Source organism: Candidatus Thiodictyon syntrophicum, assembly GCF_002813775.1.
Taxonomy (GTDB): Bacteria; Pseudomonadota; Gammaproteobacteria; order Chromatiales; family Chromatiaceae; genus Thiodictyon; species Thiodictyon syntrophicum.
Genome location: NZ_CP020370.1, coordinates 4423175 through 4439477, shown reverse-complemented (window position 1 = coordinate 4439477; position 16303 = coordinate 4423175). Strand labels below are relative to the sequence as shown.

At 62.5% G+C, this 16303-nt stretch carries 12 protein-coding genes and 1 tRNA gene; 5 read left to right on the top strand and 8 right to left on the bottom strand.

The features are described from left to right. Nucleotides 1-32: 32 nt before the first annotated feature. The 5 genes from THSYN_RS18610 to THSYN_RS18590 are packed head-to-tail and all read right to left on the bottom strand — an operon-like array spanning nt 33 to nt 7243. On the bottom strand, nt 33-1133 hold the full coding sequence (locus THSYN_RS18610) for a chemotaxis protein CheB (RefSeq protein WP_172965309.1): 1101 nt from the start codon (nt 1131-1133) through the stop codon (nt 33-35). After that, nucleotides 1126-3927 (bottom strand): hybrid sensor histidine kinase/response regulator, encoded by a 2802-nt coding sequence (locus THSYN_RS18605; protein ID WP_100920440.1) that lies wholly within the window; start codon nt 3925-3927, stop codon nt 1126-1128. The genes THSYN_RS18610 and THSYN_RS18605 overlap by 8 nt, the downstream gene beginning before the upstream one ends. Then, nucleotides 3924-4376, bottom strand: coding sequence for a chemotaxis protein CheW (locus THSYN_RS18600; RefSeq protein ID WP_100920439.1), 453 nt, complete (start codon nt 4374-4376; stop codon nt 3924-3926). Before THSYN_RS18600 ends, THSYN_RS18605 begins: the two co-directional genes overlap by 4 nt. A 9-nt stretch (nt 4377-4385) precedes the next feature. Then, nucleotides 4386-6644, bottom strand: a complete 2259-nt coding sequence (locus THSYN_RS18595) for a methyl-accepting chemotaxis protein (protein WP_100920438.1) — start codon at nt 6642-6644, stop codon at nt 4386-4388. A gap of 53 nt (nt 6645-6697) precedes the next feature. Then, nucleotides 6698-7243 (bottom strand): chemotaxis protein CheW, encoded by a 546-nt coding sequence (locus tag THSYN_RS18590; protein ID WP_157817775.1) that lies wholly within the window; start codon nt 7241-7243, stop codon nt 6698-6700. 832 nt (nt 7244-8075) lie between these two features. Here THSYN_RS18590 and THSYN_RS18585 point away from each other — a divergent pair. The 5 genes from THSYN_RS18585 to THSYN_RS34090 all read left to right on the top strand — a co-directional run bounded on the left by THSYN_RS18585 (nt 8076) and on the right by THSYN_RS34090 (nt 13020). Continuing rightward, a complete protein-coding gene (locus THSYN_RS18585) occupies nt 8076-8729 on the top strand; it encodes a response regulator (RefSeq protein ID WP_100920436.1) in 654 nt (217 codons plus the stop codon). Further along, nucleotides 8707-10563, top strand: a complete 1857-nt coding sequence (gene uvrC, locus THSYN_RS18580) for an excinuclease ABC subunit UvrC (protein ID WP_100920435.1) — start codon at nt 8707-8709, stop codon at nt 10561-10563. The genes THSYN_RS18585 and uvrC overlap by 23 nt, the downstream gene beginning before the upstream one ends. A gap of 16 nt (nt 10564-10579) precedes the next feature. Continuing rightward, nucleotides 10580-11161: a CDP-diacylglycerol--glycerol-3-phosphate 3-phosphatidyltransferase gene (pgsA, locus tag THSYN_RS18575; RefSeq protein WP_100920434.1), complete on the top strand. Its 582-nt coding sequence runs from the start codon at nt 10580-10582 to the stop codon at nt 11159-11161. 287 nt (nt 11162-11448) lie between these two features. Beyond that, nucleotides 11449-11538, top strand: a tRNA-Ser gene (locus THSYN_RS18570). Nucleotides 11539-12108: 570 nt separating this feature from the next. Next, nucleotides 12109-13020: a hypothetical protein gene (locus THSYN_RS34090; protein WP_157817774.1), complete on the top strand. Its 912-nt coding sequence runs from the start codon at nt 12109-12111 to the stop codon at nt 13018-13020. A gap of 728 nt (nt 13021-13748) precedes the next feature. On the opposite strand, the gene THSYN_RS34085 is transcribed toward THSYN_RS34090, so the two are convergent. The 3 genes from THSYN_RS34085 to THSYN_RS18560 all read right to left on the bottom strand — a co-directional run bounded on the left by THSYN_RS34085 (nt 13749) and on the right by THSYN_RS18560 (nt 15811). Next, nucleotides 13749-14231 carry a hypothetical protein gene (locus tag THSYN_RS34085; protein ID WP_157817773.1) on the bottom strand — a complete coding sequence of 161 codons (483 nt, stop codon included), beginning with the start codon at nt 14229-14231 and terminating at the stop codon, nt 13749-13751. 30 nt (nt 14232-14261) lie between these two features. Next, on the bottom strand, nt 14262-14441 hold the full coding sequence (locus THSYN_RS37375) for a helix-turn-helix transcriptional regulator (RefSeq protein WP_100920433.1): 180 nt from the start codon (nt 14439-14441) through the stop codon (nt 14262-14264). 173 nt (nt 14442-14614) lie between these two features. Continuing rightward, on the bottom strand, nt 14615-15811 hold the full coding sequence (locus THSYN_RS18560; protein ID WP_216644575.1) for a tyrosine-type recombinase/integrase: 1197 nt from the start codon (nt 15809-15811) through the stop codon (nt 14615-14617). Nucleotides 15812-16303 lie beyond the last annotated feature (492 nt).

The following is a 16303-nucleotide window of genomic DNA, read 5'->3' as shown; positions in this document are numbered from 1 at the left end:
GCGTTCATCCCGGACAAGACTCATCGCTGGCGTCATCGTCCTTCTCCCACCCAGCGCACGATCAGCCGCGCCAGTTCCGGGAGCGGCTGGCCCTGGGTGACGATGCCGCGCCGGATGGGTGCCCCCGGCATCCCGTCGACCGCCGCGGTGGCCGGGTCCTGGACCAGGACCTTACCCCCCGCGGCCTTGATCAGGCCCAGGCCCTCGGCGCCGTCGTCCCCCAGGCCGGTCAGGACCACCCCGCAGGCGCGCACCCCGGCCGCGGCGGCGACGCTCGCGAACATGCGATTGATGTTCGGGGCATAGACCGATTCGCCGGCGGGCTCGCAGTGCAGCCGGCCGCCCGGGGTCAGCACCAGATTACGCCGCCCGCCTTCCGCCAGATAGACCCGGCCCGCCGCCGGCACCTCCCCATGCCTGGCCACGGCCACCGGGTGCCCGGTCTCCTGGCTGAGCCACAGGGCCAGGCCGTCGCTGAACTCCCGGTCGATATGCTGACTGATCAGATAGGACGCATCGAGCCCCCGGGTCACCCGGGCGAACAGGTTGGCGAGCGCGGTGGGTCCGCCGGTGGAACTGCCCACGGCGACGACGCGAGTCCCGGCCGGGTGCATGGACGGGGGCGGCGCCGGTCTGGCGGCGGGCGCCGCCGACGCCTGCTGCGCCCCCAAACCGCCGCCGCTCCCGGCGGCCGCGGGATTCAGGGTCAGGACGGTACGCATCTTGGCCAGCAGCCCCTCACCGGCGGCGAGCAGGGCCTCACGGGTGACCCGCTCCCCGGGGCGCGCCTGCAGCGCGGGGGTCCGGGTGTAGTCCAGGGCGCCGGCCTTGAGTGCGTCGAAGACATAGGTGGTGTTGCGCCGGATGGTCGCGCTGCTGATCAGGATGCGCGTGGGGCAAGTTGCCATGATGCGCCGCGTCACCTCAACCCCATTGATATCAGGCATGTGCATGTCCAGCAGCACCAGTTGCGGGCGCAGCCGCTGCGCGGCCGCTACGCCGTCGGCCCCGCAAAGCGCCTGACCGAGCAGCCGGAAGCCCCCGTCCGCCTGGATCACGGCGCTGGTGACCGCCCGGGCGACGGCCGAGTCGTTGACGATCAGGACGCCGGGGGCGGCGGCGCGCTCAGGCATCACGGGCCGTCCCGGGGGCGGCGGGGCGCGCCGGGGCGCTCGCCAGCAGTTGGGCGACCAGGGCCAACATGGCGTCGGTGTCGAACTCGGACTTGGTGACATAGCGGTCGGCCCCGGCATCGAGCGCCTTGTCCCGGTCCTCGGCCCGATCCTTGTAGGACACCACGATGATGGGCAACTGCCGGAAGCGGTCCAGGCCGCGCAGGGTGCGGATCAGCTCGATGCCGTTCATGCGCGGCATGTCGATGTCGGTGATCAGGATGCGGTAGTCACCCGCCTTGGCCTTGTTGAGCCCGTCCACCCCGTTCACCGCGGTGGTCACCTGGTAGCCGGCCTGTTCCAGAAAATGCCGCTCGACCTCACGCACGGTCACCGAGTCCTCGACCACCAGGACCTGGGCCGCCGTCGCGGCCTCCTGGCCCGGGTCCAGCGCCGCCGCGGCCTGCAGCCCCGCGGGCGCCAGATAGCCGACCCCCTCGCGCAGGTGCTGCAGCAGATCGGTGACATCCATAATCAGGGCCACCCCGCCGTCGTCCAGGAGCGTCAGCCCGGAGACCTCCGCGACCTTGCCCAGTCGCTCGTCCAGCGGGCGCGCCACCATGTCCAGTTCATCGATCACCGCCTCCACCAGGAGCCCGAAGCGGCCCCCCCCTTCCTCCAGCACCAGCAGGTGCTTGCGTCCCACCTCCTGCTGGATCGGCGCCAGGCCCAGGATGCCGTGGAGTTGGAACAGCGGCAGGGTCTCGCCGTCCAGATGGACCGCCAGGCGGCCTTCCAACTCACGCAGTTCGCTCTGGGCGAGGCGTCTGATCCGGGTCACCTCCGTCATCGGGAAGGCGTAGCGCTGGTCGCCGAACAGCGGGTGACGGCCGCCGACCACCAGCAGGCAGCGGGTGAGCGACAGGCTCAGCGGTACGTGCAGCTCGAAGCAGGTGCCGCGGCCGGGTTCACTGCGGACCGCCACGGTGCCGCCGCTGGACTCGATCCCCGCCTTGACGATGTCGAGCCCGAAGCCGCGCCCCGAGGTGGTGGAGAGGCTGCGCGCGGTACTCAATCCCGGCAGGAACAGGAACTGTGTGCGCTCCTCGCTCCCCAGTTGCGCCCACAGGGCCGGGGTCGCATGCCCGGCGGCGACTACCGCGGCCTCCAGTCGCTCCAGATCGATGCCGGCCCCGTCATCGCCGACCCGCAGGCGCATCAGTGCCCCCACGCGGTGCGCCGTGAGCGTCAGGCGCCCGGCGGCGGGCTTGCCCTGCGACTCCCGCACGGCGGGCGGCTCGATGCCGTGGTCCAGGGCGTTGCGCAGCAGGTGCAGCAGGGGGTTGCGCAACTGCTCCAGCACGGCCCGATCGATGCGGTTGTCCTGGCCCTCCAGGTGCAGTTCCACCCGTTTGCCCAACTCCTGGGCCAGGTCCCGGACCATGCGCGGGTAGTCGTCGAACAGGTCAGACAAGGGCAGCAGGCGCGCCTGGGTGACCTCATCGGCCAGGCCGTCGGCCAGGTAATGGAAGCGACTCTCCATCCGATCGTGGGTTTGTGTGAGTCCATCGAGTCCGCCGGTGGTGGCGGCCAACCGCTGGGTCACCTGGCGCAACGCCTCGTGCAGGGCCTCCCGGTCCAGGTCATCGCCGAGCGCGCCCGCCAGCAGCCGGTTGAGGCGCTGACCGGCGCGGGTCAGCTCCCGGGTCAGGCCGCGCAGTTGATTGCGCTGCCCGGCGAACGAGGCCACGGCTACCGTCAACTCCCCGGAGAGGCGATGCAGGCGGTCGAGTTGCTCGTAGGCGAGCCGGGTGCGTTGGCCGCCGGCGGGCAGGTCGGCGGGGAGGTTGGCGGGAAGACTGGCGCTCGGCGCGGTCGCGACCGTCGGCGGCGCACCGGCTGGGGCATCAAAGGGTGCCGGGTGGAGCGGGGCGGGTGGTGGTTCGACCGCCGGGTCGGCGGACGCGGGCAGCGGGTCGGCGGTCAACGCCGGCGGCGCACAGGGCGCGAACTGACCGCTCTCACGCAGGCGGGCCAACTGTTCCAGCAGGGGTTCGAGCGGCGGCGTCGCGGCCCCTTGCCGCAGGCCGGCCAGCAGCGACTCGATCCAGCGCAGGCCGCAGTCCAGGGCCGACGGGAGGCCGGCGGACAGGTCCTGGGCCTGACCGTCCAGTGGCCCGTGCAGCAGGTCCTCCAGGGTCCCGGCCACCGTGCGGATGGCGTCGCAACCGACGGCCCGGGCCGCGCCCTTGAGCGTGTGGAAGACCCGCGGCAGGTCATCATCGCCGCTGGTCCCGCTCGCCCCCGCCAGCAGGATGCGGGCCGCGGCGACCTGGGTGGTGACCTCCTGCGCGAAGATGCCCAAGAGGTCCAATCCGCCGTCCCCATCGGTGGCGCGGTCCAGGGGCTCCGGGGGTTCTGGCGGTGCCGTTGAGGGCGCCGGGGGGGCCGCCCGCTCCGCCTCGACCCGCGCGGTGAATTCCGCCAGGTCCGGCCAGGGGGCGCCGGCCAGCCGGGCGGCCAGGGTCTCGCGGATCAGGTCCACGGCCATCAGGCACAGGTCCACGGTCGCCGCTCGCCACGGCAGCTTGCCGTCGAGCTGGTCGTGCAGGACGTCCTCCAGACGGTGCGCGAGGTCGCGCTCCTGATCACACTGCACCGCCCGGGCCGCCCCCTTGAGGGTGTGGAAGACCCGCATCAGGGCCTCGATGCCGGCCCGATCCGGGGGGCCCTGCTCGAACTCGAGGGCGAGGCGGGTCGCCTCTTTGAGGTTGGCCGCCACCTCCTCGCGGAAGATCTCGATCAGATCGTTCATGTCGGCGCCCCGGGCGCCAGGTCCCGCAGCAGGCCCAACTGCGTCGGCGCGAGCAGCTCCGACAGGCAGATCTCCTGGGTCATGACCCCCTCGATCAGCCACAGGTCGGTACAGCCGCCGACCCGCGCGCCCAGGATCGGCGGCCGTCGCTGGTCATCGCCCAGGGTCCTGATCCCCGCCACGGTGTCCACGATCAGCCCCAGCGGGTGTCCGGCGGCGGCGAAGCGCAGGATGCGGTTGCCGCGCTGCCAACCCGCCGGGTGGACGCCGCCCAGGCGTTCGGCCAGGGCCAGCACCGGCAGGACCTCGCCGCGCAGGTTGAGCACCCCGGTGATGAAGCCCGGGGCGCCGGGCAGCGGGCTTAGGCGCACCGGCATCAGGATCTCGTCCAGCGCGGCGAGCCGGGTCAGGAACCGCCCGCCGGCGGCCGTGAAGAGCAGGGCCTCCATCGGCTTGACTCAGACCCGGAAGACGGCGACGGCGCTGGCGAGTTGGGTCGCCATGGCATTGAGCTCATAGGTGACCGAGCGGGTCTGGCTCGCCGCCTTGGCGACCATGTTGGCCGACGAGAGCATTTCAGTGGAGGTGGTCTGGACCATCCGGGCGGCGTCCGCCTGGGCGCGCACCGACTCCAGGATCATGGTCATCTGCTCCTGGATACGGTCCATGGCGGCGTTGATTGCGACCAGCGCCTGGCTGGTCTCCCCGACCAGGGCGACCCCGTGGTGAATCTCCTCGGACGACTTGTCCATGGCGAGCGCGGAGGACTCGGTGGCGCGCTGGATGTCGCGCACCATGCCGCTGATGTTGCCGGCGGAGTCGATGGAGCGGTCCGACAGGCGCCGGATCTCCTGGGCCACCACCGAAAACCCCTTGCCCATCTCCCCCGCCTTGTTGGCCTCAATGGAGGCGTTGAGGGAGAGCAGCGTGGTCTGGTCAGCGACCATGGAGATGGTGGCCACCGCCTCGTTGATGTCGTCCATCTTGTCGTTCAGGGCCTTGATCCGCTCGGCGGTCTGGCGGGTCGAGAGCCCGATGGCGTCCATGGAGGACATCATCTGGGTGGACTTGTGGTTGCTGTCGGTGACGATGCCGGCGATCTCGCCCACGTTGCGCCCCACGGTCTCGGAGGAGGCGACCAGGGTGGCGGCACTCTGGGACATCTCGTTCAGCGAGGCGGAGAGTTCGTTGACCGCGCTCGCCTGCTGCGCGGAGGACGCGGCCTGCTCGGTGGACGCGGCCTGAATCTCGTTGATCGAGGACGACAGTTGCACACTCGCCCGCTGGATCCGCTGGACCAGGCCGAGCAGGTTCTCGCGCATCTGGTTGAAGGAGTCGGCCAGGGCGCCCAGTTCGTCGCGGCTCGCGACCTCCACCATGTAGGTCAGGTTGCCGCGGGCGATCTGATGGGCCCCGGTCATCAGGGCCTCGATCGCGGCGACGATGGGCCTGGGCACCGTGACCAGCACCAGGAGCCCCACCGCGAACCCCACCAGGGCGGTGCCGCCCACCAGCCACAGGGCCTGGGCGCCGGTGTCCTGCAGACCGGTGCTCTCCAGGTCGATGTCGTGCCAGGCGCTCGTGGTCAGTTCTTCGGCCAGCGTCAGGATGCGGTCGGCGGCGGCGACCAAGGCCTGTTTCTGGGTGGCGATCTGCGCCTGGGTGTTGGCCCCGGCGCTGGTGTCCTGGGTCAGTCTGGTCCCGATCTCACGCAGTTGCGCGGTGTAGAGGCCCAGCGCCTTGCGCAGGTCGGCCAAACCCGAGGCCAGTCCGGCGGCAGCAGCATCCGCCCGCAAGGCCTCGAGTTGGGCCGCCAGTTCCGCCGCGCTGGTGCGGGCGGCGTCATTGAGCGCCGGGCTGTGGGAGGCGAAAAAGGTCTCGAGCTGGACGCGCTCCGTGAGCAGTTCCCGGGTCAGTCGATCCAGGGTCCGCCCCAAGGCCACCTGGCCGGGACTGGCGGTGCCTTGCTCCGGCCAGGCGGCGGCGGTCAGGTCCCGGGCGCCGGCGATGACCGCATCCAGGTGACCGGCCAATTGCCGCTCGCTGCCTTGCAGCGCCGCGTCCTGCTCCGCCAGGGCCTTGCGCAAGACATCGATCTCTTTGATTTGGGAGGTGAAGCGGGTCTCGAACTCGTCCAAGGCCTCGGTCAGGGCGCGGTGCTGGGTGGTCACGTTGGTCCCCGCGGAGCTGGTGATCTGCCCGGCCAGGGGCTTCAACTGCTCCACCCGCTCCCGCGCCCGGGCCATGAGCCGCAGCACCTGATCCTGGGCGCCCTGGTCGCCGAGCAGCAGATAGTCGCTCTGGGCGAGCATCGTGCGATAGACCGCGGTCTTGATCTCCTCGCTGACCCGCGCCAGGTCCGCATGGTGTCCCAGTTCCGGGATCCCGTCCGCGGTCAACCCGTGCAGGGTCCGCACCGACACCGCCCCCAGGACCAGGATCACCAGGGTCAGCAGCCCGAGCGCCAGGTTCAGCTTCCGCTTGAGGCTCAGGCCGCGGACGGCGGCGCGCCCGCCTGCGGCGGACCCCTTCATCAGGCCCCCGGAAGACGGCCGGCCGCTCGTTGCGCGCGACCCCGGGTCGGCGTCGTCCGACCCATGGAAGGGCATCCCGCTCTGGACCCCGTCGGGCTCGGGAACGACGAAATCCCCGGCGTGCTCGGACTGCTGGGCCTGGCTCGGGTCGCGGGCGTGGTCGCCCTTCTGGTCGGCACTCATGAGTGGTCCTCGTGGTGAATGTGGGTGTGGTCCGGGGTCCGCGCCCCAGGGACTCAAAAATGACTGAAGCCGGCGGCCAGCAGGGGGCCCAGGTCCAGCAGGGTCAGCGACCGGCCCTTGTGCTCACCCACGCCGACGCGGCGGATCGGCGCACCCGCGGCCGCCGCTGCCTGGGGCTGGAAGGTGTCCGGGTCCAGCGCCTCCACCGACTCTACCGCGTCGACCGGCAACCCGGTGCGGCGACCGCGCCGATCGCGGACCACCAGGGTCCGATTGGCCGGCCCCAGCCGGTAGCCGGCACTGATCCCGAGCAAGGCGCCGGTATCGAGCAGGGGCAACAACTCGCCACGGACATTGGCCAGTCCGAGCACCAGGGCGCTGACGTGCGGCAGCGCGATCCCGGTGGTGACACTCGCTACCTCATCCAAGGCCTGCATCGGCAGGGCGAAGCGTTCACCCGCGACCCGCACGATGACGAACACACGATCCGTAGAACTTTCCACGGGGTCGAGCGCCTGGGCATAGCGCCCGGTCCAATGGTCGAGTTCGGTCGCGGGCAGGGGCGCGGCGGAGGGGGCGATGGCGGCTGGATCGGACATGGCGGGCGGTTGTTTTGGTGCAGGATTCAAGTGAGTGCCGAGCGAGCAATGACCTCGGAAGTTTCTCAGGCTGGCGTGCATTATGCGCCGTCGGCAGATTCGCGGATCGCCCGCGGAAAATTTTCCCGGGGTGTCGCGGCGGGGGTGTCGGCATCCCGCGGCCGCTGCGCGCGGTCGGGAGATCCCGGGTACGCTGTCGTTGTCGTTGTCGTAATCGTAATCGTAATCGTAATCGAATAATCCGACCACGATTACGACAACGACAACGACAACGGTTCTGATCGCACCCCGGGGGGCGGACTGTTGCCGCCGTAACAGACAGAAATGCTAGACTGTGCGATCCGTAGCAGAGCGAGTGCAGGCCCGGGGAGCGGGGAAAAAGGTGCGGCTATCCAGGTTAAATTCCAGCCTGTCGACGTGAGTCCAGGACTGGCGTCGGTCGCGCTGGACCGGGCGAGCCGCGACGCCTTGCCGCAGCGAAAAGCAGCCAGGTCCACGGGGACGGCCGGCACCGCCCCGGGCCCTGATCACCACCTAACCGGTAGCGAGGTTCGGCACCGGACATCGCCGACTTTGAGTTTGTCGAGGAAGACAAACCTTATCGGGAATGGCTGGTTCCTGCCGACCTGCTCAACCGGTACCGGCGGGTGCGGACCCGGTGTTGATCAGTGGCCGACCGTGCCAAGGTGCGGGGCTCGCGCGGCGTCCTGGAAGGCGTCCGGGGCGGGCAGTTCGGGTGTCGGTCGGTCGGCGCGGACCCGGACCCGGACCCGGTTTCAGCAACCCCTGGGTGCCCCCCCGAGGGCGCCTGCCGCGGAGTAGAAAATCAAACATGATCAAGGTCATCATCGTCGACGACCACGCCCTGTTCCGGGCCGGGCTGCGGCTCATCCTGGCCCAGCAGGACCAGATCGAGGTGGTCGGTGAGGCGCCGAGCGGCGAGGAGGCGCTGCGGGTGGCCAAGCGGTTGGAGCCGGACATTTGTCTCATGGACCTGCAAATGCCGGGCGGGATGGGCGGTATCGAGGCGACCCGCAGGCTGCTGCGCCTGGTCCCCAACTGTCGGATCATCGCGCTCACCGTGCTCGGCGATGATCCCTTTCCGGGCCAACTGCGGGACGCGGGGGCCATGGGCTACCTGACCAAGGGCTGCCCCGCCGAGGAACTGGTGAAGGCGGTGCGGACGGTGGCGAGCGGCCGGCCCTATGTGGATTCATCGGTCGCCCAGGCGCGGATGCTGGCCGACTGGGATGGCGGGGCGGGCAGCCCCTTCAAGGAGTTGTCGGCGCGTGAGCTGCAGGTGGCGGTGATGATCCTGGACGGTCAGCGCACCCAGGACATCTCCAGCACCCTCTCCCTGAGCCCCAAGACGGTCAGTACCTATCGGCAGCGGATCTACGAAAAACTCGGCGTGCACACCGACGTCGATCTGACCCGCCTGGCCATGCGCCACGGCCTGATCCGTGAAGACCCCGGGAGTCTCTGAGGGCGCGCCGGCGCCGGGCTCCGACCCCCGCGAACGCCTCGCGCAACTGCCCGAGGGACCTGGGGTCTACCGCTTGCTGGACGCGCAGGGGACGGTGCTCTATGTCGGCAAGGCGAAGAACCTCAAGCGCCGGGTGGCGAGCTATTTCAGCCGTGCACTGAACCAACGCCTGCTGGTGATGGTGGGCCAGGTGGCGGACATCGAGGTGACGGTGACCCGCGGCGAGGGCGAGGCCCTGCTCCTGGAGAGCAACCTTATCAAGTCACTGAAGCCGCGCTTCAACGTCCTGCTGCGCGACGACAAGAGCTATCCCTTCATCCGCCTGAGCACGCAGGATGCCTTCCCGCGGCTCGCCTTCTATCGCGGTCCGCGCAAGGGGCCCGGGCGCTTCTTCGGGCCCTATCCCAGCGCCTGGGCGGTGCGCGAGACGCTGCAACTGCTGCAACGACTCTTCCCCGTGCGCCAGTGTGAGGACAGCTTCTATCGCACCCGCTCGCGTGCCTGTCTCCAGTACCAGATCAAGCGCTGCACCGGACCCTGTGTCGGGCTGGTGAGCGAGGCGGTCTATGCGCAGGACGTGGCCCACACCACCAAGTTCCTGGAGGGCCGCACGGACGAGGTGATCACCGAGTTGGGCGTCGCCATGGAGCGGGCGGCCGCCGCCCTGGAGTTCGAGCGCGCCGCCGTGCTGCGCGACCAGGTCGCGACCCTGCGCCGTATCCAGGAGCGTCAATATGTGAGCGGGGAGGGCGGCGATCTGGACATCATCGGCTGCGCCCAGGAGGGCGGCCAGTGCTGTGTCCAGGTCTTCTTCATCCGCGGCGGCCGCAACCTGGGCAACAAGGCCTTTTTTCCACTCGCCCCGGCGGACACGCAGGAGGGCACGCTGCTGGCCGAGTTCCTCACCCAGTTCTATGCGGACAAGGAGGTGCCGGGTGAACTGATCTGCTCGGCGGAACCCGACGACCTGGACCTGCTGGAGGCCGCCCTGGCGGAGCACGCCGGTCACCGCGTGCAGATCCGCTCGCGGGTCCGCGCCGAGCGCGCCCGCTGGCTGGAGATGGCGCGCGGCAACGCCGCGGTGGCACTCAAGTCCCGGCTCGGCAGTCAGGCCGGTTACAGCCTGCGCCTCACCGCGCTGCAAGAGGCCCTGGCCCTGCCGGAACCGCCCACCCGCATGGAGTGCTTCGACATCAGTCACACCATGGGCGAGCGCACCGTCGCCTCCTGCGTGGTGTTCGACGACGCCGGTCCGCGCAAGTCAGACTATCGGCGCTTCAATATCGAGGGCATCACCCCGGGCGACGACTATGCCGCCATGCACCAGGCCCTGACCCGGCGCTATACCCGGGTGCAGCAGGGCGAGTATCCGGTGCCGGACCTGGTCTTCATCGACGGCGGTCGGGGCCAGCTCGGCGCGGTGGCGGGGGCGCTCCAGGAACTGGGACTGGGCACCCTCACCCTGGTCGGGGTCGCCAAGGGTCCGGATCGGCGCCCCGGCACCGAACAGCTTTGGTTGTTGGGGCAGGGGACGCCCGTTATACTGCCCGCCGACTCGCCGGCCTTGCACCTGATCGCGCAGATCCGCGACGAGGCCCACCGCTTCGCCATTACCGGCCACCGCAGCCGCCGGGCCAAGGCGCGCACCGCCTCGGTCCTGGAGGAGATCGGCGGTATCGGTCCCAAGCGGCGGCAGCAACTCCTCCAGGCCTTCGGGGGTATGCGCGGACTGACCAGCGCCGGGGTGGAGGACATCGCCCGGGTCGCGGGTATCAGTCGCGACCTGGCGCAGCGCGTCCACGACTCCTTTCATCCAGATGCGCCCGCCCCCTGAACCGTCGCCCGAAGCTATGTGGAATACACCTAACCTGTTGACGATGCTGCGGATCGGCCTGATCCCCGTGTTCGTCGGCGTCTTCTATGTGGAGGCGCCCTGGGCGCCCTATGCCTCCGCCGCCATCTTCGGTCTGGCCGCGGCCACCGACTGGCTCGACGGCCACCTGGCCCGGCGCTGGGACCAGACCTCGCCGCTGGGGGCCTTCCTCGACCCGGTCGCCGACAAGCTGATGGTCGCCGCGGCCCTGGTCCTGATGGTGCAGGAGGACCACCGGACCCTGGTGGCCCTGCCCTCCATCGTCATCATCGGGCGCGAGATCACCGTCTCGGCGCTGCGCGAATGGATGGCCGAGATCGGCGCCCGCGCCGAGGTGGCGGTGTCGCAGATCGGCAAGTTCAAGACCACCGCGCAGATGGTCTCCATCATCCTGATGCTGCTGCACGACTCGGCCCTGGGCCCCTGGGTCTACGGGCTCGGCCTGGTGCTCCTGTACCTGGCGGCGGTGCTCACCCTCTGGTCGATGGTCATGTATCTGCGCGCCGCCTGGCCCAGCCTGTCCGGGCAGGCGAATCAGGCACCGGGCGAGCCGCGCTGAGTTGAGCCGGTCCTGGTCCGGGCCGTCACGCCCGTCCCGCGAACATCGTCGGTACCCGTAGGGTGCGCCGTGCGCACCGCGGCGCCGCCAAGACCCGCGTCGCTTCGTTCAACCGCTGCCTTTGAAGGTGCGCACGGCGCACCCTACGCCAGACGTTCGAGTCATCGCGGGTGGCGGCACTGGGGGCGAACGCGACGCACTCCTTAGAAGCGCACTTGCTCGACATGGACAAAGGCCGGCTCCGGACCTAAACTACGTCGCTTGCTGCCGCCCTGGCGGCGAGTCCCGGAGAGGTGCCAGAGTGGCCGATCGGGCCTGACTCGAAATCAGGTGTACGCGTGAGCGTACCGTGGGTTCGAATCCCACCCTCTCCGCCAAATAACAGCCCCATGTAATTGATTTACATTGTATTTTTTGTTGACTGAAATTTCCAGGATACACTCCAGCATACACTAAATGGCTGGCTGTCCCTGGACACCAGTGGACTCGACGGGCTGTTGCGCAACCCAAAGACACTCTACTCAGAAAGTGTGCGCTCTGGTAACCTACACTGAGCGCGGTTTTCGCGGTCCTTGCTTCCCGTCCTGGTTGAACCGCTCCAAACGGCGCCCAGTGCCTCCACAATGCGTCCGTGGCAGCCCAGCGGTTGCAAACCCCAGCCCAACCCTCCTAACGCGACCTGGGCCATTCTGGTCGACTCTGGAGCGCGTCTCCGCAGTTACTCATGAAAAGCCTTCGTGACCGCGCTCACGGAACGGCGAATTTCTAATTTGCTAACGTTGACAGGGAAGTTTCTGATGCTTACGCTGTGTGGACTTGATTTCTCGCTGTTGTCCAAGGCGTCACGTCATGGGATTAACACAGGCAACGTAGCGGATTCAAGAACAATCGTGCAAGTGACCCGAAGTCATATGCACCCCATCAGGAACGAATTTCGGAGCTAAACAATGAACAACGAAAACCAAAGCCCCTTATCTCTTTGGAATCCAAATGCTGCTTCGTGGTGGAGTCTATTGTTTTCTCCTATATTTGGCGCATGGATACATTCTAAGAATTGGACAGAGATTGGCGATGAAGAAAAAGCAAAATTATCAATGTATTGGGCTTACGGCGGGATAGCCGTTTCATTCATATCACTTTTTTTAGATAAGGGGGGTGTAATTGTTCTTTTGTATCTTTTGGTATGGAATTTTGTGTATGCGAGACCTCAGGTAAAATATGTTAAAGAAAGGCTCAATAACAACTATAACCGAAAGCCTTGGCTAAGACCTCTGGGAATTGCAGCGTCAATACTGCTGCTACTGCTTCTTATCCTCATACTTATTGGCCATCTGTCTGATGGCAAGCCAAAAACTTCAAATGCGACGAATGCTTCAAATGCGACAAATACCTCGAATGCGACAAATACCTCGAATGCACCACAATGCTCCGATCGCGCGGTGAAAGAATTGGTGATTAAATTGCTTCAAGACCGAGATAGAGATGGCACGGTAGCACTTGCTGAATTTGCAATCCTCGCCAAGTTTGCTCAGAACGATAGCGAGCCTACAGAGGTACAAGAGAAGCTTGAATCAGTGCTAACGGAGGCGATGAAAAGTGGTGCGACAACCTATAAATCGCTAAGCGCGCTTAATAAGAAATTGAATAATGAAGATATCAAAAGTATCTTGCAGGAAGCATCCAAAGCGGCTGCGAGTAAGAACTTTACGCTGGATTTAATAAGAACTGACGGCAAAGACGATGTGGCAAAAAAATGCGAGTGTAGCGCGAAATTGTTGTCTGAGGCGACAGAGAGCGACATCGATTACACGGCACAGTACACAGATGATAATGGAATCTATGTCACCGTGTCTCAGTAAAATGAACACGGATAACTGTATTGCCGTTAAGTCGCAACTTAAGCGTGATTGCAGGAGTGCAGGTGGGGCAGCCTAGCTTTGCCCACGTCCGAGAGTTTCCTGCTGGTGTCGCCGCGTTATGCGCTGCTTGGGTGGTTGATCGCCATTCAACCACCCAAGACACTGCTACTAACACAAGAAATGAAAATCCCGTCGTGAAGAGCTAAATCATTATCTTGCGAGGTTTTCGTGTTGTCGATTACGAACTGACTCCAATGGCAGTTTTTGGTTCAAGTTTTGTCTGGAACAAACAAAACTTAATTCCATCCCGATACGGTAACGTCGTGTCGATGTCGTTCTCGATAATGTAGTGTCTACATTCCTATTCCCTCTGATATCGAGTCTAAATCCTTATCTGATCTGTCTAATCAATTTATCTGTACTATTGATCTTCAGGTAATACTAAATTGTGCATCTTGATCATTTTGCTATCGTCTTTGATCTGTATTCTTAATATTGATTTATCAATCTTTAGGCAATACTAAATTCTACACCCTGGATCAGCGCATTTTTAAAATTCAAAAATTGCAAATTCAAAAAGATAAAATTTCCGATAACCGCTTTCGACAAGAAATTTCCATTGTATCTTCTAACCAGACCAGCCGAACTGACATCTATTATTCTGTCCGTTACAGGGAAAAGCGCGGTCTTCATTTACGAACCCCACGCTTCGGCATCCCTGTTGTTATTTATGTAATATTACTTTCGCGAAATCGCTCGATAAACAAATATTGTTGCTTTATACAATAATCAACACATTTTTCCAGCTTTCCCGGGTCGTACTTTTTTACTTGAATTGAGTTGTTACTTTCTGCAATAGTGCAGTAAGGACGAATCTTATCTTTTAGTCTTCGCTCAATATCCTCTGTCGTTCGGTTTGTGGCCAAGTGATTAAGCAAAAGTAAGTGCGCATGTAGCAAATCACCTTCCCAACCGACTTCTATTGCTGTAAAACCTTTAAAGCTCCTCTGTCGTTCTTTGAAGTGTTTTCCATAGCAATAGATGTTTAGCGCTTTTCTGATATCCAATACGTCATTGCGAAATTGGTTGAACTGATTTTCGCTTAACTCAGCTATCGGCTTTCTTATGCTGCTGTTGATCGTTATGAAAAATCCACGCTTGCAGTCATCGCAGAATTCAATAAGCTGATTTTTATGATATTTTTTACCCATTATTATGATCTCCTCATTAGCTTCCTTTTTTTATTTTCCACCGCTTGAAAGATCTCTGATCCAATTTTCTACGTCCTCCAATAGCCATCCGACTCTTCTTGTTGAAATCTTCTTTTGAGCCGGAAAGTGACCCTTCTTGATCATCTCGTAAATGGTTGAACGCCCAAGGCTAGTCAGCTCAGTTACTTTTCCAATCCGAATGATATTCATAATTAAACTCTCTTATTGTATTTGCTAAAAATGTCCTTACGTTATGTCTATAATGCCCCGACAGCACGGGCTTTTCATCTTCCGTTTTATATGCAACAACCCCGGCATTTCACCAGGGAAATCCTGATATTCACCTATAAGCTGATGACTTGATGGCTGCCACCAGTCAATAGCTATTTGCTAAAGCAATAACCACCCCAGGCATTCATCAATTCTCTTCTCTTATCAAGCATGGTCCCCCGCTGATAAGCCGCCTCAGCGCCATCAGCAAGCCTGTGCGACAGCGCGTGCTCCAGAACCTCTCTTGCAAATTCCGTTTGCTCAGCACCCCAATCTCGAAAGGTTGATCGGAAACCGTGAACGGTAATGTCCTGGCGATTCATTCTTTTTAGAAGAAGAAGCATCGCCATATTGGATATATGTTGCTCTTTCCTAATGAAATCGCTTTGGAAAACATATTTGCTTCCCGAGAATTCTTTCAGCTTTTTCAGTAACTTATTTGCTGGCTTGGAGATTGGAACAAGTTGTTCTACACCGGCTTTCATTCGCTCTTTTGGAATTGTCCAGACATCTTTTTCAAGGTCTATTTCTTCCCATCGTGCGCCGATGACCTCATTCGTTCTGCAAGCCGTCAGTATAGTGAATTCTAGCGCTCTTGCGGAAAGCGAATTCATCATTTTGATTTGGTTTAAGAAATCGGGCAAATCACGATATGAAAGAGCTGGATGATGCTTTACTCTTTGTCGCTTGTTGATTGCCGGAAGTGCATGTTCCAATCTTCCTTTCCATCGTGCAGGATTATCCGAAGTTCGATGACCATGTGTAATCGCCCAGTCAAGAATATTTTCCAATCGAGAACGAACCCGCGTAGCAGTCTCGTTTTTTATGTTCCAAATAGGTTCCAAAACGGACAATACATCTTTTAGGGAAATAACTTCAACAGTCTTGTCTCCGAGGATCGGCAAGGCATAAGTTTCTAATGTGGAATTCCATTGCTGTTCATGTTTGACGTTCTTCCAGGCGGGAGACTCCTTTTCAATATATTGCTTACAGGCTTCCCGGAAAGTCAAAGTGTCCTGTTGAATCTGTACTTTCCTTCTCGCGTCGTCTCGTTGCGCCCGTGGATCAATGCCGAGTGCAACCTTCTGCATGGCATCAGCCGCAAGAGCGCGAGCATCAGCCAAGCCAATCTCCGGGAAACGTCCAAAACCCATCGTATTCCTGCCGCCAGAGCCCCAACGCAGAAGCCAGGACTTGCTCACTTGGAGTGTGTCCTTTTTTGACGCCTGAACCCGTAAATACAAACCGTGTCCATCCAGATGCATCCCTTTTTCCTTGGTGTTCTTGCAAAATGTGGCTGTTAATTTCAATGTAGCTCCCCTTATTGTTTCTTAAATTGTGTGGTAATGTTACATTCTTTTCCGCCAAACGTCAAACGGGATTTTTTTCGATACGATTTTTGCTTTCACTTCATTTTAAGTGACGCTATCGAATATTCAGATGTGCAGCTTTCTCAGCGACTACGCGACAGCAATTACTGTTTACAGGCGCCCTGCATCAGTTCAATAGATTTTCATTCGTATAGACGAATAAGGTATTGCAACGCATCTGTTCTGTTCCGCCGAAACAGACAGAAATGGTAGGCTATCAGCGACGGGGACGAGCGAGCGGGACCGGGCGAAGCGGGTGTTGTGGGAGGGCGGTATCCTGGTTACACTCCAGCCTACATTTTTTTCCCGGATGTAGCTGATCAAATCCGGACAAACGCGGACGTAAGATGCACTAACTTACTGTTATTTAATAGCAAAAATGTCCGTGCTGCACGCTTTGGGACCAAGCTGGACAAAGGATTTAAGGACACC